An 18,474-nucleotide genomic window follows, 5' to 3' on the forward strand; every position below is an offset into this window, starting at 1 on the left:
CGTCGTCTTCCTGCCCGCGGTGCTCGCACTCGTCGACAGACCCAGGGTGCGGCCAGTGGGACATCTCGCTGCGACTTGACCTTACCCTCAAGGGCAAGGTTTAGCGTTCTTCGAGGTGAGAGGCATGCAGATCAGTGAGCTGGCCCGCCGGGCGGGCGTGACAACGAAAGCGGTGCGCTATTACGAATCGCTGGGCTTGCTCACGCCCGGGCGGCTGGCCAACGGCTACCGGGACTACGCCGAGCACGACGTACGACTCACGCAGGAGATCCGGGCGCTCGGCAGTCTCGGGATCCCGGTTGAGCGCACCCGCCCGTTCCTGGAGTGCCTCACCGCCGGCCATCGACACGCCGACGACTGTCCGGCCTCGCTGGCCGGTTACCGGGACGCGATCGACGAGCTCACCCAGCAGATCGAGGGACTCACCGCCCGTCGGGCGGTACTGGTCGCGCATCTGCAACAGGCCGCCCACCGCGGCAGCCGCGTCTCACCGGTCAACGAAGGAGAAGACCTGATGACCGACTACACGAGCGTGCCCGCCGACCTGCCCGTCCCCGAGGACGACGGCGCGGCTGCTCATCTGCCCGGCACGAAGGTGCCGCACCTGGAACTCCAGGGCACCGGCGGCACGGCCGTCCGCCTCGACGCGCTCGGCGCGGGCCGCATGGTGATCTACGTTTACCCGCTCACCGGACGCCCGGGCATCGACCTGCCCGAAGGCTGGGACTCGATCCCTGGGGCGCGCGGCTGCACTCCCGAGGCATGCGGTTTCCGCGATCACTACCAAGATCTTCTCGCCGCCGGCGCGGACGGTGTGTTCGGCCTCTCCAGCCAGGAGACCGACTACCAGCGTGAGGTCGTCGAGCGGCTCCACCTGCCGTTCCAGATGCTCTCCGACCCTGCACGGAGCCTGGCCCAGGAACTCGGCCTGCCCACGTTCGAGACCAGCGGGCTGACGCTCTACAAGCGGCTGACTCTGATCATCCGCGACGGCGTGGTCGAGCACGTCTTCTATCCGATCTTCCCCCCGAACGAACACGCCGACCAGGTCCTGGCCTGGCTGAGGGACAACCCCCTGTAGAGGCCGGCGTTCAGCGCCTGCTGTCGCCGGGCGCGAGCAGGCTGGTGACCTCGGCGATCGCCTCCGTCGACGGGTGGAAGTACCGGCGCACGTTCTCCGGCTTCTTGTGCCGGGACTTCGCCATCAGCATCAGCATCGAGGCTCCCTGCTCACCGAGATGGGTCAGGGCAGAGTGACGGTACTCGTTCCCAGCCCGTCCCCGGCCCTCGCACGGCGGTGTGCTCGTCCAGCAGTGTGCGGGCCTGCCCATAGGAGAGACGAGCCGGGCCGGTGTCCGGGCACACGTCGCGGGGGCCGACGACCTTGCCCGGCCCCGGGCGGTGGTGAGTGACGGACACCGGCCCGCGGGTGCGGCCTTCCAGCAGCCGGACAGTGCCAGCATCCCGGTACACGGGCTCCAGCACGTAGTCCTCGCGCGCCTGGCCCCGACGCCGGGCCTTGGTCCGGGTGCCCTTCGCCTTGACCGGGCAACGACGCCCGGCAAGGTCCAGATCCTCGATGTTGACACCCAGGATCTCCTCCGCCCGTCCGGCGGTCTCATACGGCATCCGCCACAGCGTCTTCTCCCGCAGGCGCACCTCGCGCCGGGCGCCACGACCACAGAGGCGTCACGCATTGATCCATCATTCATGCGGGTCGAGCTTGACATCCTCCCCGGCCTGAAGGCCGGGGATTCCCGCCTGCCCTCACCGGATGGGTGAGGGCTTCGGGAGGGTTCCTGCTTCGCTGCGCGGTGCCGGGACGAGTCCCGGTCTCACCTGCGCTCCGCAGGCTGACACCGCCAGTCCGGCGGCCTTGGCGACGTTGACCGCCGCGTTGATGTCCCGGTCCAGGACGGTCCCACATGCCCTGCACGTCCACTCACGGACGTGCAGGGGTTGAGAGCGTGTCTCTTTGATCGGTTACAGAGTTGATCGGATGTGCCCGTCCGGTTGGTGATCACTGATGCGATGTGGGACCGGATCGAGCCGCTGATGCCGGCCGATCCGGTCCGTGGACGGCGGTGGGCCGACCATCGCCGAACCCTTGAGGCCAGCTCACGGAAGTATCGAACCTGCTCTTCCTGGCGGGACCTGCCGGACGAGCTCGGCTCGTTCCGAACCGCCCACAAAAGGCTGATCCGATGGGCCGTGGAAGGGACTTGGGAACGCATCTTCGCCGCCATCTTGTCAACAGCGGACGACGATGACGATGTCGGCTGGACCGTGTCGGTGGATTCCACCGTCTGTCGGGCCCACCAGCATGCCGCCGGCGCCAGGAAAAGGGGGCGCCGTATGAAGCCGAACCCGAAGATCACGGACTCGGACGTTCCCGAGGCTGTCTGAGTACGAAAGTCCATCTGGCCAGCGACAGCCATGCACGGCCGCTGGCCGTCCACGTCACCGCGGGCCAGGCGGGCGACGCGTCGGCCTTCGAGGCTGTGATGGCAGGCATCCGCGTTCCGCGAAGCGGGTCCGGAAGACCGAGGACCCGGCCGGATGCGGTCCTGGCCGACCGGGCGTATTCGTCCCGTGCGATCAGGAGGCACCTTCGCCGACGCGGGATCCGTAACGTCATCCCTCAGCCCTCTGACCAGATCGGCCACCGCCTCCGCCGAGGCCGGGCCGGGCCGGCGGCCGACCGCCCACGTTCGATGCCGAGGCATACAAGCAGCGCAATGCGGTCGAACGTTGTATCAACCGGCTCAAGCAGTGGCGCTGCCTGGCCATGCGAACAGACAAACTCGCCATGGCCACCGGGCCGCACTCCACCTCGCCGCCATCTTCATCTGGGCCCGACGCTGACGATGACGGCGTGGTTCAGTCCCACCACAGCGTCCACATCGTCGAACGGACCATGCCGTCGCCGGCGGCCCGAGGGTCCTCCACGGTGTCCTCGCAGTAACCCGTCAATTCCGTTGCGGCCTGTGCGGCGGACCGGGGGTCCAAGGGCGGTCTGTCGACGACGAGTTCCAGGTATGAGCCCGAAGCGAAGTAGAGCTCGGCCCCCCACTGCTCATGCCAGCGTCTGAGCAGCGCCGCATCGTCGACTGGGGGGAGGTAGTGGGTGCCGTTGCCCGTCCCGATGAGACCGGGCAGCATGACGGGCACCTCGTAGCCTCCCCGCGCCGGCACGAAGTGGAGCCACCGCTGATCCCTCCAGTACCAGGAGTTCGGATCTTCGGCCACCCAGCGTGACACCCCTGGCAGCGGCTCCGCGATCGCAGGACTCAACCGAGGTGCCAGCCGATCGGGGTCATAGTCGTCAAGCCATTCCTCGAGCTCCCCTTCCTCCAGATAGGCATGGTCCGCAGACCATAGGAAGCTCGACACCACGATGGACGCCGCGCGCGCATCGTGGTCCTGGCGCACAACCTCGGCCACCATATTCTCCAGAACCGCAGCGTCCACGTCTTCGTGGAGACAGCCGCCACTGGTCAGGCCCTCCGGTGATATCAGGCTTACATAGGGCCACCAGCCGGTCTCACCGTGCTTCCCGCGCCACTCGTCCCATACGTCACGCACCCTGTCCGACGCCACGAGCACGCTCACCACCTCGACGCCTGCAGTTGTGGTGGACCGCATCGGCTGCGTCTGGGGGAAGAGCACCCGTAGAGCGGAAAACAGATCGTCCGCGGCAAGGCGCGGCTGGTGGAGGAACGTGTTCATGATGTCTGGACCCTACGGTCCGCTCACTCACCACGCACCCGATAAAAAGACACGCTCTAGCCGTCTCTAACCACGACGGCCGCCGGCTGGACTTCTCCCGCAGTGCCCCCGACGCCTCCCCGAGATCGCGGATGCCGTCGCCGGGCAGTGCGCGGTCGTCCTCGACGACGGGGTTCGGCACGGCGCCGGCATCGCCAAGACCCTGTGCCTGGGCGCGGACGCGGTGATGGTCGGACGCCCGGCCCTGTGGGAGCTCGTCCACTCCGGCGCGGAGGGCGTCGCGGACGTCCTGCGGCTGCTCATGGGTGAGTTCGAGGAGGTCAGGGCCCTGATGGGGACACCCACCGTGGCCGACTTCGAGCGGTCCGGGGTGGTCCTTCCCGGGGGCGCCCGCTTCTCCCCCTGACGCCGCGCGTCCACCCGGACGCCCGAAGGCGCCTTCGGCCTGCACCGCGTGGTGTGCGGCGGGGGCCCAAGGCGCCTTGTCGTACGGTCGTCGGGAGCGCGGCGTCAGCCGAGCTGCCCGGTCGGCCGCATGGTGATGTGGTTGATGTCCACGCCCGCGTGCTGGTTGACGACGAAGACGATCGTGTCCGCGATCTGCTCGGCGGTCATCGCCTGTGTCGCCTCGGGAGTGCCGCCGCGCTCGTCCCAGAACGGGGTGTCCACCACCCCGGGGGCGACGACGGTCACGCCGACTCCGTCCTTGGCGACCAGCAGCCGGGTGTTCTCAGCGAGCGCGTGCGCGGCCCACTTGGTGACCGAGTACAGGTTGCCGGGCGTGTTGCGCACCCCGGCGACCGAACCGATGATCACGATCCGGCCCTTGGACTCCCTGAGGTGCGGCAGGGTCTCCCGCACCAGCAGGGCCGGGCCCAGGACGTTGGTGAGGACCATGGCGCGCATGTCCTCGGGGGCGTGACTCTCCAGGTTGCCGGGCAGCGAGAAACCGGCGTTGGCGATGACGTTGTCCAGTCGGCCCCACGCGTCCACCACGTGGCGCACGGCGGAGGCGACGTCGTGCGCGTCGCTGGTGTCGCCGGTGATCGTCAGCAGCCGCTCGCCCGCTCCGGCCGAAGCGGCGAAGGCGGCCAGCTTGTCTGCGTCACGTCCGGTGACGGCCACGCGGTGCCCCTGCTTGAGCAAGGCGCGGGCGGTGGCGGCGCCGATTCCGGTCGAGCCGCCGGTGATCAGCGTGACGGGTTCCATGGGACGGCCTCCTCAGCGATATGGGTCATCGGGGCTCCGCCAGGGTCCCGGAGGCCGATGAACGCGAAGTGGCGCGTGAGGTCGGCCGACTCCGGGTCGCCGGTTCCCCGAAACGCCTGCACTATACCCAGCGATCTTCCCGCCGAGCCGGTACGCCATCGCTGACCGGCCACGATGCCGTACGAAGTGGCCGAACTCGCGCTGCCGGCCCCCATGTTGGGCCCTGCGCGGCGCGCAGGGCCCGGGCTGTGCTCACGCTCCTGGTCCGGCAAGCATGACGGAGAGGAGTACGCGAGGAACCAGCGGTTGGCTGTGATCATGTCTCGCGTGTTCTTCGCGGAGTTTCGAGGTGCTGTTCCCTCATCTGGCTGGTGTCGTGGTGGAGTTGGCGAATGGGGCTGCGGCCGGGGTTGTCACGTTGCCTGCGCGGGCCCGCTCGACGGGTGCGGACTGTCCGCACCGCGGTAGTGCCTCGGACCGGGTGCACGGCCGGTACATGCGAGGGCTCACGGATGCCGCGGAGCCCACGGCACGGCAGAGACCGTCTTCGTCCCGCCGGATGGCACATCGGACGTGCTCGGCCGTCCTCGAAGGCTGGCCGCCCTCACCACCGAGCGCTACCAAACGGTGCAGCAACTCCTGTCCCATGGAGTGTCGTTGATTCAGATCAGCCGCGAACTCGGCTGGACCACTCGACCGTCCGGCGCTTCGCCCGGGCCGGCAGCCTGGAGGAGTTGCTGGTCAAGGCGGTGAATCGCGTGTCAATCCTGGACCAGTTCAAGCCCTACCTGCACCAGCACTGGCGCGAGGGCTGCCATGACATCCCCCAACTGCACCGCGAACTCCAGCAGCAGGGTTTCACCGGCGACATCCAGTCCGTCCGCCGCCACCTCAAGCCCTACAAGAAGCCGCACTGCCCCAGGCCCAGGAACCCGCCGGCACCGCCTCCCACGCTCCGCCCGGCCCCGAAGCCCCGACGCGTCGTCCGCTGAATCGTGACGCGCCCCGAACGCCTTGCTGCCGTCGACGCTGCGGAACTGGAGGAGATCCGTACGGCCTGCTCTCACCTCGACGCCGCCGCACGGCGCGTCCACGACTTTGCCGAAATGCTCCACGACCTCCGGGGAGACCAACTCCCTGACTGGATGGACCGTGTCCTTGCCGACGACCTACCAGCCCTGTACTCCCTGGTCAGCGGCCTAAGAAGAGACTTCGACGCTGTCACCGCCGGACTCTCCACACCATGGAGCTCCGGCCAGGTCGAGGGCCACGTCACCCGCGTCGAACTTCTCGAACGCATGGCTTACGGACGAGCCGACCTCGACCTCCTACGCCAACGCGTACTCCTCGCCCCATGACCGTTCGGCATCGCAAGATCCAGACAGAGCCGAATTACGCGAACGTCCACAACACCCTTCAGATGTGGGAGGTGAGGCCGGTGACAGGGTCGTGGGAGATCAGCGTCGGCATCCCCGGGTCATACCGGACGACCTCGCCGGTCAGCAGGGCCCGGCGCCGACTTGCCGTCGCGACCTCGACCAGGAACCGCAGCACGGCGGCCACCCCCGCCCCGTCAAGGACGTCCTCGGGCCAGACGGAGAACTCGATCTCCTCCTCGTCGCAGGGCAAGGCGAAGAACCACACGGCGCCGAAGCGGGCCCGGAAGGCAAAACTCGTTCCCTGGCCCTCCGGGTCGTCTGCCCAGACGCGGAAGAGATCGGTGAAGGCGGGATGCACGGGATCGAGCTGGGGGTAGGGGTGCTCCACCTCGGTCTCGTCGGCTACAACACGCAGGCGTTCGAGGACCGCGATCCACTCGACGCGGGTCGTGTCGAGGACCCGAATGTCCCTCAGGCTGCCGTCGAGATGGAAGACATCGCACATCCACGGCTCGGGCAGACACCGCGCGCGGGTACCGTGCTCACCGGCGTGGACGTCCTCGTGCGTCAACTCGACCCGCTCCCTCGCGTTCGTCTCTCCCATGGCACCAAGGTAAGAGGTCGCCACGATACGGAAGGACCGGCCCGCCCGGCCGGTTCAGGGGTGAGTGATCCCGTATTCAGGGGTCCTACGACATCACAAGATCCCCGACAGAGCCGAAATACGTGAACGTCCACAGTCGGGGATGTCGCGGTCGTCGAGGTAGAGGCCGAGTTTGCGGGCCTTCTGCTCGCCACGGATCGCCTGGAGCGTTGCGAGGACGCTTGGCGTCCATCGCCAGGACCGTATCTGCCCAGTGCAGCATGTCCAGGGTGATCTCCTGGCCGATGTCCGTCTCGGTGAGGTGCTGGTGGAAAGGCAGGCTCAGGATCTGTGCGCCTGCCTGCTCGGTGGCCGGGAGGGATCGCCGCCAGGCGGCGAAGGCTGGCTGGAGGTGATTGGGCGGGTAGTGGACGCCCACGGCGATGTTCCGAGACCGTAGTTCGGCGAATACCCGGTCCCGGCGGAGCACGCGGATCTGGCAGAGGTGGAATGGGGGACCATCCCCGCGGGTGCGGGGAGCAGACGGCCGCGAGAAAGTTACTGTCGTCGTAGCCGGGACCGTCCCCGCAGGTGGGGAACCGACGAAATGCGGCTCGTGGGGTGACGGAATGTACGGGCGGGTCAGTCGGTCTGACGGCCGCCGTACGTGTGACTGAGCGCTGTAGTTGGCCGGTTCGGCCAACTACAGCGCTCATGACATGGAGCACCTGTCGGCTACCTGAATCGTCCGCGTCCGGCCGAACTGGAGGCTGGAGGGCGCGAGCGGTTCAGGAGAGCCAGTCGACGTAGCGGGTGGGGGCGAGGTGGGCGTCCTTGTCGGTGAGGACGTCGCCCTTGACGACGGCAAACATGCCGGCGGTGGGGTCGGTGACAACGGTGCGGCCGTCGCCCTTGTGGGTGAGGGTGATCCGGCCCAGCTCGTCCAGGGAGAAGACCTCGGGCCCGGCGATGTTGCGAATGCCCCTCAGTGGAGCGCCCGCGGCGACTTCCGCCACCGCGTCGGCCACGTCCTTGGAGGCGATCGGCTGGATCGGCGTGGCAGGCAGCCGGACGGTGTCGCCGTCGGCGGTCCAGGACAGGACAGCGTCCATGAACTCCATGAACTGCGTCGCGCGGACGATCGAGTAGGGGACCGGCCCTGCCGCGAGGATGTCCTCCTGGAGCACCTTGGCCCGGTAGTAGTCCAGCTCCGGCACCTGGTTCGCGCCGACGATCGAGAGAATGACGAAGTGGCCGACACCGCCCTTCTGGGCCGCGGCCAGAAGGTTGTCCATCGAGGTCTGGAAGAAGGCCGGGGAGGCTTCGTCGAAGGTCGGGGAGTTCGTGAGGTTGACGATGACGTCGGCCCCCGCCACCGCCTCGCCCAGTCCCTGGCCGCTGATGACGTCGATTCCGGTGGACTGCGAGTGCGGCACCGCCTCGTGCCCGACGGCGTTCAGATTCTTGACGACCTGCGACCCGATCAACCCGGTACCGCCGATGACCGCGAACTTCATGACATGCCTTTCGCCAGGAGATGTGTCCAAAATATGGCACAAAATCTCTACATGGACGTTCGATGTGAGGTCAGAGTCGTACACCCGGTCAACGTGTTGCTCAACTGGTCAACTCCCGCACCCAGTGACCCGCTGGAACGCTCAGTCACACGTTCGTCGACGTTCGCGCCTCGGTGAGTTCCCAGATTGGGAACGCCGACCCCGCTCGGGGGTCTTGGGCCACTCCTGGAAGGTGGACTCGGTGGCCGGCGCCAGGGCCCGGCGGGCCTCCTCAGTATTGATGGAGGGCCGATTGCGCTGCCGAGCATGGCCGTGGACAGCTCGGACGAAGCTCTCCACCCACCCGGTGAACCGTCCGCGCTCGGCCGGGTCCTCGCGGCCGTCGATGGTTTTGGCGATCTCGTCGAGCCGGTACGTCGCCCAACTGTCGAGGACGATGCTGCCGCGGTGCTCCAGGAGTAGTCGGCCGATCTGCCGGGCGACGGGGAAACGGCGCTCCTGCACGAGCATCAGGGCCCGCTCGGCCCGCTGTTCGGCGGCCGCGCGTTGCTCGTGTTCACGGGCGGTCTCGGGAGTACGGTGCTCGCCGGAGTCGCGGACCTGCTCGGCCATCAGCCGCCGAGCCTTCTCGTAGGCGCCCTGCTCGAGGTCACGCACAGCGCTTCGGTGAAGTGGCCCCACGGCACGCCAGCGGCCCGGCCGTGCTCGATCGCTTCAGCTGGCCGGCATCGGCCTGCTCGCGCAGGCACTGCCACAGCTTCGCGCGTAGCACCGCGGCCTCGCCCACCACGTTGACCAGGCTGTTCTGCGGCTGCTTCAGCTTGACGGCCCACGTCTGCGCGTGCTTCAGCACGAGGTGCAGCTCCTCCGAGCAGGGCTTCGGCGTAGTTTGATGTCGTCCGCTTTGATCATGTGAGGTCGAGAAGGGCAAGGGGCCGGGTTCGGTCTCGGGCTGCCCGTCGGAGGCCGGAGGCGATGTTGCGGGCGCCGGTCGGGCGGAGAGCTCCGATCGCGAGGTTTCTGCAGGTGGCCATCGCTCTGGGGTGTTTCCGGTCCGCAGCTGGGTGGGGGTCCCCCGGCCAGAGGCCGGGGGAGCGTCCTCGATGAAGGTGACGTCCCTGACGTGGTGCAGGGCCTCGACGGTCCAGTGCCCTCGGATCAGTCGGGCGAGCTGAGCCGGGCCGGCCTGCTGGCGGTGAGGCTGGTGACCGCGTAGACGGTCTTGAGGCTGATCTTCCCGGTCTTGCGGTGGACGCGGCGGCGGGCGATCTGTACGGCCTGGCGGGCGCAGGGGAAGAGCAGGTTGTTGATCGTGCACACCTTCAGCCGGCGGATCTCCTGGCGGCCGCGACCGGTCGCACGGGTCCTGTCCTGCAGTGGGATCTGCGTCCAGGGAAGGGCCTTGAGCTGCCGACGGAGCTTCTTCGTGTTGCGCTTGGCGATCACGATGTAGTGGGCCTGCCGGTCGAGCAGGTAGGCGGCGTGGCCATGCTGAGTGTGCATCGCGTTGCCGGTGACGACTGTGCCGGCCAGATCCTCGAGGGTGTCGAGCAGAGGCCGGAAGCGGGTGATCTCGTTGGTCTTCTCACCGACGTCCATCTGGGCCAGGACCAGTGCGTTCACGTGGTCACAGGCGGCCAGGAGGTGGATCTTCCGTCCCTTCGCGCGGGCCGCACCCCCGCAGCGGCTTCCCGTCGACCGCGAGCCCTCGCAGCCCTTGTCCCCCTGGTCTGCCGGTCCGCGAGCCAGGCTCCGACCGCCCGGTCCAGGGCGTCCGCGTCGATTCTGGCGAGCAGTCGCCGGATCGTGGATTCCGCGGGCCAGGACCGTTTCGGGACCAGCAGTTCGACGGCCGTGCCGAGCCGTTCGAGCAGGGCCGGCGGTGCGCCGGCCACCCATCCACTCACCGCGAGCAGGGATCGCGCTCCGCGAGGACCGTGCAGGCCGTCAGCGCCAGGAGCGTCACGAGAGGGTGCCGCACTCCCCCGCAGATCCCGCGGGTCCGGGACCTGCGCGAGGCGTTCCAGCAGATCCGGAAGATCGCTCCCGGACACTCCCGGATGCGATCCGAGCCGTTCAAAGGCAGGGGAGATCAGAGATGACGCGTCGGCAGGCACGGGCAGTCCAAGGTCACAGAGCGTAGAGAACTCCATGATCGCGGACGTCCGCGCCTGCTGTGCACCGAACCCCGCCCGACATGACGAGACGTCAGCAACCTGGCGCCAGCCGACTACGCCGAAGTCCTGACCGAAGAGGACGCGGCAGTACGCGACTTCCGGTTCGCGCCCCATCCAGATGTTGCCGATGGGGGTCTCTGTCGTTGAGTTGTCGGACCATCCGGTTGGTTTCCGCTGCGCTCTTCGGGATGCACGACGAATGGATCGCCTCACCTCACCACCACCTCCCCGAAGGGGATATGGGCGATATCTACCGTAAACTCTTTCTTAGTTCCTCCGTGCCACCCAACGCACCGAAATGCAACCGCCAGTTGATCCCCAACGCCATGACGAGGGACACTGCCTGGCGGATGCGTGTTCCCGGCCGAGTGGCACTCGCTTCGGCACCCTCCCGTGCAGGTCACGGAGGCCATTTACCCAAAGATTACTGGGCAGTTGACCTCGGGGTTTCGTGGTAACGTCCTGGTTCGGAGGGACAGTGCAACCTGAAAGGGAAATCGTGAACACGGAGAAGATCGCCGCTCGCCGCCTCTCACTGGAAGAGGTGACGAAGCTCGGCGTGAAGGACAGGCTCTTCATTTCTGCCGATACGGCAGAACTCAAGCTTCCCGACTGCTATGTCCCTGCTTTTCTGACCAAGCCCGGTGAGCATTTCGAGGGCGGCTCGATCACGGCGAGAACCGTATTCCAGGAAGAGGTCTCCTGCCTTCCCGACGACGAGAATGAAGCCGGAATCTACTTGGCCGACGAGAACGGCTCGGTGACCATCGAGGTCCTCCAGTCCGCCGGTGTCGTGCTGGACCTGGCACTTTTCGTCCCTGGTGGGGACAAGGGGGCCCTCACGGCCCTTTACGCTGCAGCCCGGCAGGCGTTCGGCGCCGACATCGTGCAGATCTGGCGCCAGGGCCTCAAGGAGGTTCCCGACGTGAAGGTCGACATCTTCGAGGAGCAGATTCCCCGGGGGCGCAAGGCGGGCGACAGCCCCAAGCGTGACCGTCGCGCGATCGACACCTACCCCACCCGTGCGGACTTCATCGAGTTCTCCGCGGGATGGAAGCCGGTCGTTGAGATTCACAGGCCCGTTGTTGACGACACCCCGACCATCTGAGGCAGCGTTACCTCGCGTTCTCGGCCTGAGAAAACGCCGAGAACGCATGCACCAGCCATCAGGGCTTCGGCGTAGTCGACGGGCGTCCGTTTCGCGATCACTTGCGGTGAAGGGAGCGCGAGCGGACGGTTCCTGTCTCGTGTCCATTGCGCCTCGGTGGCCTGCGTCTCCGGCACCGTCGGGTGGAGCCAGCCGACGGTGCCGGAGAATGATCCCCTGCGTGGCTGAAGAGACAGGTGCAGATGCGGACGACGCTCGTGCATGGGATGAGCGGCTGGGCTGAGTGTTCGGGTTGATAGCAGATGATCCGGCTGCGAGGAGGGCGGCACACGCTGGCCGTCGTCCTCGACCTGACCGCGTGCGCGGTGGCGGACCGACAGCGCACCCCGCGCTATGGCGACCTGACGCAACCTAGCGGTCGGCGCCCTGCGACTGAACGGCGCAAAGAACATCGCCTCCGGCCATCGCCGCAATGCGCGTGACGCCCGCCGACCCCTCACACTCCTCGGCCTCACCCGAGTACGAAGCGGACGTCACTCGACCACGCCGAAGCCCTGCTCCTCCGAGGCCAGGAACCGCTCGTACGCCGGATCCCCGCCCAACTCGTGCAGTTCCTGCAGGCGGTTGACGATTCGACCAGTCTTGATCTCCCCGAGGCGGATCGGCAGGCGCTTCGATCGGGGCGCTCCTGAGCCTGAGCACGGGGTAGTTGTCGTTAACCTCCTATCCCGACCTGGCCTTTCTCGAAGCCCTGAGCACGATATCTGTCGCCGAATTCTCATCGTTGTTGACGTGTTTCGTGCTTTTCGCAGGCAGGTTAAGGACAACCGGCCCGCTGGAGAGGAACTCGCTGCACGATCAACCGCATCCGCGCGTCAGCTCGGCCACGGCAGCACGGTGAGCTCCGGCCACTCGTCTCTCCAGCGCGCCGCCTTGGCTTCGTAGACCTCTCGAGGGGCAAGCACCGGGTTGGGTCGGACCACGAGGTTGAACACGTCGGAGAGCCCGTGGGGTGCATAGACGCGCCACCCGCCGCCGGGGTCCAGCCGCACTCCCAGACAGCACGTCGTCGCGGCGAACGAGTCGATCGCGGCCTCGGTGGACTCGTGAGGCGGGCAGGGAACGCCGAATTTCTGCTCGTACCAGAGATGCACGCGGGCCTCGTTGCGGATCTCGACCTCGGCCGGCAACCCGGCGAACACCTCCTGCCCTGCCTTGATCGCAGCATCCTCCGCCTCCCAGGACAGGTCGGTGCCGTCGAAATAGAAGATGTCGTAGTCCTTGATGCCGCTGGTCGGTGGCCTTTCGGTGACCACGTTCCACACCGTCTGGAACAGGCAGCCCGCCGTCACATACCAGCCGGGCAGCTCCAACGTCGCTGCCCTGGTCATCACGTCGGTCAGGACCTCGTTCCGGGAGAGTACGGACCGCAAGCCATCGAGCTGCTCAACGAGCGGGAGTCGACCATGCATCCGTACTCCCTATCACGAACAACCGTTCCCACAAGGCGCGTTGGCCCCAAACAGGCACCCCGGCCCGCGAGGCGGGCAAGGTCAGGACCGCGCGGTCCGGAATGCGAGATACCGGCTGAAGGCTTCGTGACTGTCGGGAGTGAAGTGCCACTCCAGCAGAGCCGACCGCAGCTTCGGCTCGGTCAGCCAGCCGTGCCAGGCGACCTCATCAGGATCGGCGGCCACGGCATCCGGCACCACGGCTTCGTGCACGCCGAGCCAGTGAGGGCTCAAACCGCTGCGGTTGACAAACGTGAACAGCAAGCGCGGCAGCACACGGACGCCCAGCTCTTCGGCCAGCTCCCGCGCGGCGGCCTGTTCATAGGACTCACCGACATCAACAGCACCACCGACCACGACCTCGAAGAGCCCGGGGAAGCGCGACAGCCGCTCCGACCGCCGGTGAACGAGGACCCGGCCACGCTCATCACGGCACACCGTCACGGCGACCCGGTGCAGCCAACCCTCCCGGATGGCCTGCCGGCGGCTGACCACCACCCCCAGCAGGCGATCTTGATCGTCGACACGCTCCACCAGTTCGTCCACGACGCACACCCTGGCAGAGCCCACTGACAACGCCACTCCTCGGAGCCCCGTGGAGACCGACTCAGGAGAACCTGCACCAGGACCGGACGCGGATGACGACAGGTGTCGTGCACGTACGACACCTGTCGTACTCAGACTCAACGGGCGGGTGTGCCCGTGTTCCGGATGGGCCTCGATGCGCGTGGCAAAGTCGTCACTGACTTCGGCTCGTCAAGGTGACGCCGGTTCGCCGAAGGCCAGGCCGGTGCCTGCTATGAAGCCGTCGAGGGTGTCGGGCCGGTACCGGAGGCGCTTGAGCCGGTTGCGGACGAGGGCTTCGAGCAGGTCGAGCACGACGACGGCGAGGTTGGCCAGACTGCGTTTGACGCGGGCCCACACGCCCTCGACCGGGTTGGGGTCGGGCGAGTGGGCGGGCAGCAGGAACACCGTCAGCCATGCACGCTGGGCGATCAGCTCACGCATGGCGTGGGAGACGTGAGTGTCGAGCCGGTCCCAGACCAGTACGATCGGCGCCTTGACGAGCTGGTGGACACCGTCGATCAGCGCGATGAAGTCATGCTCGCCCATGCTGCGGCGCTTGCCCCTGCCTGTGGGATGGGTGCGCAGACGGTGGCACAGCCGGGTGCGGGCGCCAGGCCGCATCGCGATCAGCCCGGCCACCGACAGGCGCCCGGAGCGTCGGCCGCCGACCGTCACGACCGGGGTGCGGCCGCGTCGGCCCCAGGCGCGTCCTCGGAGCGGCCGGCGGGTGAAACCGGCTTCGTCCTCGAAGACGTCGGCAAAACCGTCAAACGCGCCGAGACCATCAAGGGGCACGAAGCCCGCCGGGATAAACCCCAAGCTAAAGCTGCGGCGAAGTGATTGCCCTGTGAACCATCTTCAACTGCCCAGGCCAGGCCGACGGCATGGCGAACCGCCGTGAAATGCACCCGTCCGAGCTGGTGTCGGTCGGACAGGCCGTCATTTGCGCTGCGATACAGGCCGCCAAGAGAACCCGAATCCACCCGGACCCGTACATTCAGGGATCACTTCAGGACATTGGGTGATTGATTTCGGTCCGGGACAAAGGGCAGGGTTGCCGCGCGGAAGACTCCTGAGCGATCCTCGGTGAGGCACGGGGGAAGCGAGGGAATGGCCGCACGGTCAATTCTTTCGCGTTGACCTTTCCCCGTGACGTGACCGCAAAATTCGGCATTAGCTCATTGGGGGAATTGCAATGTCACGGACCAAGAGGATGGTGCGCTCCTCGGCCATGGCGATCGCCGCGGCCGCCGCTCTCACCGTCGCCGTACCGGCCAGCAGCGCCTACGCCATCGACGAGGTTCCCTGCCAGGGCAGGACGGACCTCCTGAAGGTCGAAGGGCACTCCTGGGGAGGGTCTCTCGAGATCTGCTACGCGAACGCCGGCAGGGATGAGTACCCGGGCGGCATCTGGGTGGACAGGATCAGCACCGGCAACAACGACATAACCTACTACGACGTCAACGGGGCCACGGTGCAGATCAACCGGTGGACCGTATTTCAACCGCGAAACGCGGTGCACGTCAATGCAATTCAAATCTGGTGACGACTCCACGGGCCGCGATCGCGTGATGCGGAAACCTCGCGGATAGCGCCGGGATGTGGCGGGGTGATTCCTCTCCCGGACACCCCGCCTCAGCCTCGATCCACCGCCTGATGATCGGCCTGCCGACAGAGAAACAGGAAGAGGCGCCCGCTACCGACTTCGGCTCGTCGGGGTAAACCTTCGCGAAGTACCTGTAGGGCCAGGAATATTGGCTGTATCTCGTGGCAGGCGGTCGGCTGTTCGAGCAGAAGATCAAGCCGGTCGAGGTCGCACAGCGGTTGCGGGTAAGCGGAATTCGGCCTACCAGTGGTACCAACTGTGGCGGGACGGCGGTGCCCGGGCTCTGGCCTCCCATGGCCCGAGCAGATCGCACTGCCGTCTGTCGCCGCGTTGCCTGGAGAAACCGGCCGCGTATCTGGAGCAGGGTCCGGCCGCGCACGGCTGGGCGGAGGAGCAGGTGTGGACCACCGCTCGGGTGGCCACGCTGATCGGCAGAAAGTTCCACCTCTCCCACAGCGTCTCGGGTGCCACGAGGCTGATGCACCGGCTCGGCTTCAGCCCGCAGGTCCCCGCGCGGCGGGTCGCCGAACGCGATGAGCAGGCCGTCACCGTATGGAAGGAGGCGACCTGGGCGGAGGTAAATCCGCAACCGGCTCAAGCGCCTCCCGTACCGGCCCGACACCCTCGACGACTTCATGGCAGGCAACGGCCTGGCCCTCGGCGAACCGGCGTCACCTTGACGAGCCGAAGTCAGTAATTCTTCTTTGGAGACCTGGACTCGCGCAGTACCTGCGCCCTGGGCAGAACGGCACCCACGCCGGTCGCGGCCGCTCCGGAGCGAGCGGAGCGGCCGCGGCCGGCGTGGTGGCCGTTGGGCCGTGACGGGCGTGGGCCCCGTGAGCGTCAGCGGGCCGTGCCGAAGTCCTGCGTCCAGTAGTTGCCGGGCTGCGCCACCCCCACACCGATCTCCTTGAAGCCGCAGTCCAGGATGTTGCGCTTGTGGCCGGCGCTGGCCATCCAGCCCGCCATGACCTGCTCGGGCGTGGAGTACCCGTACGCGACGTTCTCGCCGTAGGTGCTCCAGAGGTAGCCCGCGCGCGTGATCCGCTGTCCCGGGTCTGACCCGTCGGAACCGGTGTGCGACATGGTGTTGTGGCTCGCCATGTCCGCGCTGTGGGCCTGGGCGGCCTGCGAGAGCTTCGCGTTCAGGGCGACCGGGGAGCAACCGACCTTGGCGCGCTCGCTGTTGACCAGGGCGACCACGCGGGCGACGGCGGCGGACGCGGGGGTCGCCGCGCCTGCGGCGGGAGCCGTGCTGACGGGCGGCTTCGGTGCGGCGGTCGTCGAGGGGGGCACGGCGGTCGGCTTCGGCGCGGCGGCGGTCCTCGCCGGGGCGGGCGGGGTGGTCGCCTTCGAGACGGGCGCCTTGGACTTCTTTGGGGCGGGCGCCTCAGTCCTGGGAGAGGTCGTCGGCGAGGCCGTCGCCGTGGGCTTCGCGGTCCGGACGCCCCACCCCCGATGCCCGCCCCAGGACGCCTTCCTCCCATCCGTCCGGTGTCCGTCCCAGGACGCCTTCCTCCCGTCCGTCCAGGGACTGCTGGACGTGGCGGTGACGGCCTCGGTTCCTTCGTCGCCCATGCACGCCATGGCGGCCGACGGCACCGCCACCGCGCCCATCGCCAGGACGGCGACGACTATGGGCCGGCGGCGCGTCTTCCTGCCGTGCTTCCGGTGGTTCCTCATGCGGACCTCGTTCGGTCGTCTCTCCTTGCGCCTCCGGCGGGCTCGGTTTCGCACAAACACTGCGCTTGGCCTGCGGGGACGCCTTGCGGGGCCGTCATTGTTAAAAGCCGCAGGAGGGCACGACAACGGGGGCTTCCACTACCTCGCCTAGTAGGCGGGGGCACCCTTGAATCCGGCCCGGGATTGTGCCGGGCCGCCACGCCGGACGCCGACGGCGCCTCACACTCCGTCAGAAGGACGGCAGAGGCGGTCCGGCGGCTCGAGGTCGGCGACCCGGGCCGGTGACCCCGACCGAGATGCCGCGTATGCCTGCTTCCGTATGTCAGATCCGCCTATATCGGCCACACGCCACGTACTATCGCGGCACGTTGTTGGGGACCGGGCACGTGAGGGATGTCACTGACTTTCCCCGCAACCCTTTCGGTACCTGGCGTGCGGGGGGGCAGTCAGGCGGCGGTGACCGTGCGCAGGAGCGCATCGAGACCGCCGGCGTAGGTGTCGTGACCTCGTCGACCACGCCTACCGCCAGGCCATCACCGCCGCCGCCAGCGGCTGCCAGGCCGCCCTGGTTGCCGAACGCCACCTCGCGGCGCTGGGCGACGAACACGCCCCCGCCTCGGTCCCCGCGCAAAGGCAAGAGGACAGCACCGGGACATCTGATGGAAGGCATCCACTGCGGCGTGGATGCTGCCAAAACCGATACTGAGCGCCCCCGTGCCCGAGCCCGATCTACGGCCGGGCTGCGCTGCGGAGCCCACTTGACATCCTCCCCCTCTTAATCGAGGGGGATTTCAGCCCGTGCGGGTTGGGGCTCACGGGGAACGCGAAGCCGAGGGGCTTCATGCGGGGTAGCGGCACTGACGTGCGCGACAGCGTCGTAACTGCGTCGTGGATCTGTATCTGTGGGACGCAGACACCGACATGATCGCTTGGCTGGTCTTCGGAGTTCCGGCGGGGCTGATCCTTCGCTCGGCCCGCCGACCGACGGGATCCGGATCGTCCTGAGGCCGGTCAGCGGTTGTGAGTGTGTCGCTGGTCGGTGGGTTGGGTGACGGGGTCCGCAGGCAGTCGCGGTGGGCAGCGACGCATGTCTCGACGGCCCTGCCACAGGTGGAAGCGGTCTGCGACCTGCAGGGCGTCGGGGGCACCGAGTCGGGCTCCTCGGCGTAGGCAACCGCCCGGTCCCGGCAAATGATCTCCACCCCGGGTGGAAGCCCCGCCGCGTATGAAGCCCTGACCGCGCACCACGCGGGACGGGCCCCAGGCTGGCGGGAAGTCATCGTGCTGGGGTCTGAGTTCCGGCTTGACTCGGGGTCTGGCACAACTTCCGTGAGCGGTCACGCGTTGTAGTTGTTGATCTTTTATGGTGGGTGCGGAAGTCGCCTTGAAATCGTTCCTTGTGCGG

Annotated in this window: 19 protein-coding genes and 3 pseudogenes; 8 read left to right on the forward strand and 14 right to left on the reverse strand. The window is 67.6% G+C overall.

All coding sequences use genetic code 11. From position 1 onward, the window contains the following. Positions 1-124 precede the first annotated feature (124 nt). Positions 125-1,081: a redoxin family protein gene (locus ACH4S8_RS41280; protein ID WP_398403783.1), complete on the forward strand. Its 957-nt coding sequence runs from the start codon at positions 125-127 to the stop codon at positions 1,079-1,081. 10 nt (positions 1,082-1,091) lie between these two features. Here the strand turns inward: ACH4S8_RS41280 and ACH4S8_RS41285 are convergent. Together ACH4S8_RS41285 and ACH4S8_RS41290 are read right to left on the reverse strand one after the other, a co-directional pair. Beyond that, positions 1,092-1,671, reverse strand: a pseudogene (locus tag ACH4S8_RS41285) (site-specific integrase); the annotation flags it as partial. Between the two features lie 96 nt (positions 1,672-1,767). Further along, positions 1,768-1,962, reverse strand: a pseudogene (locus ACH4S8_RS41290) (zinc ribbon domain-containing protein); the annotation flags it as partial. A gap of 69 nt (positions 1,963-2,031) precedes the next feature. On the opposite strand from ACH4S8_RS41290, the pseudogene ACH4S8_RS41295 reads away from it, so the two are divergent. Next, a pseudogene (locus ACH4S8_RS41295) lies at positions 2,032-2,865 on the forward strand (IS5 family transposase). A 15-nt stretch (positions 2,866-2,880) separates the two neighbouring features. Here ACH4S8_RS41295 and ACH4S8_RS41300 read toward each other — a convergent pair. Then, positions 2,881-3,729, reverse strand: a complete 849-nt coding sequence (locus tag ACH4S8_RS41300) for a DUF4253 domain-containing protein (protein WP_398403785.1) — start codon at positions 3,727-3,729, stop codon at positions 2,881-2,883. A gap of 124 nt (positions 3,730-3,853) precedes the next feature. Between ACH4S8_RS41300 and ACH4S8_RS41305 the strand changes: the two genes are divergently transcribed. Continuing rightward, positions 3,854-4,135 (forward strand): alpha-hydroxy-acid oxidizing protein, encoded by a 282-nt coding sequence (locus tag ACH4S8_RS41305; protein WP_398403829.1) that lies wholly within the window; start codon positions 3,854-3,856, stop codon positions 4,133-4,135. A 104-nt stretch (positions 4,136-4,239) separates the two neighbouring features. Here ACH4S8_RS41305 and ACH4S8_RS41310 read toward each other — a convergent pair whose 3' ends face one another. Then, positions 4,240-4,938: an SDR family oxidoreductase gene (locus ACH4S8_RS41310; RefSeq protein ID WP_398403787.1), complete on the reverse strand. Its 699-nt coding sequence runs from the start codon at positions 4,936-4,938 to the stop codon at positions 4,240-4,242. A gap of 758 nt (positions 4,939-5,696) precedes the next feature. On the opposite strand from ACH4S8_RS41310, the gene ACH4S8_RS41315 reads away from it, so the two are divergent. Together ACH4S8_RS41315 and ACH4S8_RS41320 are read left to right on the forward strand one after the other, a co-directional pair. After that, positions 5,697-5,930: a hypothetical protein gene (locus ACH4S8_RS41315; RefSeq protein ID WP_398403789.1), complete on the forward strand. Its 234-nt coding sequence runs from the start codon at positions 5,697-5,699 to the stop codon at positions 5,928-5,930. Positions 5,931-5,933: 3 nt separating this feature from the next. After that, entirely contained in the window at positions 5,934-6,296 is a 363-nt protein-coding gene (locus tag ACH4S8_RS41320) for a transposase (RefSeq protein ID WP_398403791.1), read from the forward strand. A 58-nt stretch (positions 6,297-6,354) separates the two neighbouring features. Here ACH4S8_RS41320 and ACH4S8_RS41325 read toward each other — a convergent pair whose 3' ends face one another. From ACH4S8_RS41325 to ACH4S8_RS41350, 6 genes are all read right to left on the reverse strand, one after another. Then, on the reverse strand, positions 6,355-6,921 hold the full coding sequence (locus ACH4S8_RS41325) for a hypothetical protein (protein WP_398403793.1): 567 nt from the start codon (positions 6,919-6,921) through the stop codon (positions 6,355-6,357). Between the two features lie 85 nt (positions 6,922-7,006). Continuing rightward, complete coding sequence (locus ACH4S8_RS41330; protein ID WP_398403795.1) at positions 7,007-7,603, reverse strand: DegT/DnrJ/EryC1/StrS family aminotransferase; 597 nt, start codon at positions 7,601-7,603, stop codon at positions 7,007-7,009. An 85-nt stretch (positions 7,604-7,688) separates the two neighbouring features. Then, positions 7,689-8,417, reverse strand: a complete 729-nt coding sequence (locus ACH4S8_RS41335) for an SDR family oxidoreductase (protein ID WP_398403797.1) — start codon at positions 8,415-8,417, stop codon at positions 7,689-7,691. A 141-nt stretch (positions 8,418-8,558) separates the two neighbouring features. Further along, positions 8,559-9,074 (reverse strand): hypothetical protein, encoded by a 516-nt coding sequence (locus tag ACH4S8_RS41340; protein WP_398403799.1) that lies wholly within the window; start codon positions 9,072-9,074, stop codon positions 8,559-8,561. Beyond that, positions 9,067-9,270, reverse strand: coding sequence for a hypothetical protein (locus ACH4S8_RS41345; RefSeq protein WP_398403801.1), 204 nt, complete (start codon positions 9,268-9,270; stop codon positions 9,067-9,069). The genes ACH4S8_RS41340 and ACH4S8_RS41345 overlap by 8 nt, the downstream gene beginning before the upstream one ends. Before the next feature lie 305 nt (positions 9,271-9,575). Next, on the reverse strand, positions 9,576-10,040 hold the full coding sequence (locus ACH4S8_RS41350; protein WP_398403803.1) for an ISAs1 family transposase: 465 nt from the start codon (positions 10,038-10,040) through the stop codon (positions 9,576-9,578). 1,053 nt (positions 10,041-11,093) lie between these two features. On the opposite strand from ACH4S8_RS41350, the gene ACH4S8_RS41355 reads away from it, so the two are divergent. Further along, positions 11,094-11,702 carry a hypothetical protein gene (locus ACH4S8_RS41355; protein WP_398403805.1) on the forward strand — a complete coding sequence of 203 codons (609 nt, stop codon included), beginning with the start codon at positions 11,094-11,096 and terminating at the stop codon, positions 11,700-11,702. An 875-nt stretch (positions 11,703-12,577) separates the two neighbouring features. Here ACH4S8_RS41355 and ACH4S8_RS41360 read toward each other — a convergent pair. From ACH4S8_RS41360 to ACH4S8_RS41370, 3 genes are all read right to left on the reverse strand, one after another. Then, positions 12,578-13,174, reverse strand: a complete 597-nt coding sequence (locus ACH4S8_RS41360; protein ID WP_398403807.1) for a nucleotidyltransferase family protein — start codon at positions 13,172-13,174, stop codon at positions 12,578-12,580. Between the two features lie 81 nt (positions 13,175-13,255). Beyond that, positions 13,256-13,759: an NUDIX domain-containing protein gene (locus ACH4S8_RS41365; protein ID WP_398403809.1), complete on the reverse strand. Its 504-nt coding sequence runs from the start codon at positions 13,757-13,759 to the stop codon at positions 13,256-13,258. Between the two features lie 210 nt (positions 13,760-13,969). Further along, positions 13,970-14,575, reverse strand: a complete 606-nt coding sequence (locus tag ACH4S8_RS41370; RefSeq protein WP_398403811.1) for a transposase — start codon at positions 14,573-14,575, stop codon at positions 13,970-13,972. 400 nt (positions 14,576-14,975) lie between these two features. Here ACH4S8_RS41370 and ACH4S8_RS41375 point away from each other — a divergent pair, with 400 nt between their 5' ends. Both ACH4S8_RS41375 and ACH4S8_RS41380 read left to right on the forward strand, forming a co-directional pair. Next, positions 14,976-15,326 (forward strand): beta/gamma crystallin domain-containing protein, encoded by a 351-nt coding sequence (locus ACH4S8_RS41375; protein WP_398403813.1) that lies wholly within the window; start codon positions 14,976-14,978, stop codon positions 15,324-15,326. A gap of 475 nt (positions 15,327-15,801) precedes the next feature. Beyond that, the gene (locus ACH4S8_RS41380; RefSeq protein WP_398403815.1) at positions 15,802-16,083 is read left to right on the forward strand and encodes a winged helix-turn-helix domain-containing protein; all 282 of its coding nucleotides are present in this window, start codon (positions 15,802-15,804) and stop codon (positions 16,081-16,083) included. A gap of 146 nt (positions 16,084-16,229) precedes the next feature. On the opposite strand, the gene ACH4S8_RS41385 is transcribed toward ACH4S8_RS41380, so the two are convergent. After that, positions 16,230-17,069: a CAP domain-containing protein gene (locus tag ACH4S8_RS41385; protein WP_398403817.1), complete on the reverse strand. Its 840-nt coding sequence runs from the start codon at positions 17,067-17,069 to the stop codon at positions 16,230-16,232. Positions 17,070-18,474: the final 1,405 nt, after the last annotated feature.

The organism is Streptomyces sp. NPDC021080, from assembly GCF_044333225.1.
GTDB lineage: Bacteria > Actinomycetota > Actinomycetes > Streptomycetales > Streptomycetaceae > Streptomyces.

Bases quoted from the DNA above. Each gene is read 5' to 3' on its own strand.
- ACH4S8_RS41375 (WP_398403813.1), top strand. From the start codon at position 14,976: ATGTCACGGACCAAGAGGATGGTGCGCTCCTCGGCCATGGCGATCGCC.
- ACH4S8_RS41360 (WP_398403807.1), bottom strand. From the start codon at position 13,174: ATGCATGGTCGACTCCCGCTCGTTGAGCAGCTCGATGGCTTGCGGTCC.
- ACH4S8_RS41310 (WP_398403787.1), bottom strand. From the start codon at position 4,938: ATGGAACCCGTCACGCTGATCACCGGCGGCTCGACCGGAATCGGCGCC.
- ACH4S8_RS41300 (WP_398403785.1), bottom strand. From the start codon at position 3,729: ATGAACACGTTCCTCCACCAGCCGCGCCTTGCCGCGGACGATCTGTTT.
- ACH4S8_RS41325 (WP_398403793.1), bottom strand. From the start codon at position 6,921: ATGGGAGAGACGAACGCGAGGGAGCGGGTCGAGTTGACGCACGAGGAC.
- ACH4S8_RS41280 (WP_398403783.1), top strand. From the start codon at position 125: ATGCAGATCAGTGAGCTGGCCCGCCGGGCGGGCGTGACAACGAAAGCG.
- ACH4S8_RS41335 (WP_398403797.1), bottom strand. From the start codon at position 8,417: ATGAAGTTCGCGGTCATCGGCGGTACCGGGTTGATCGGGTCGCAGGTC.
- ACH4S8_RS41385 (WP_398403817.1), bottom strand. From the start codon at position 17,069: ATGAGGAACCACCGGAAGCACGGCAGGAAGACGCGCCGCCGGCCCATA.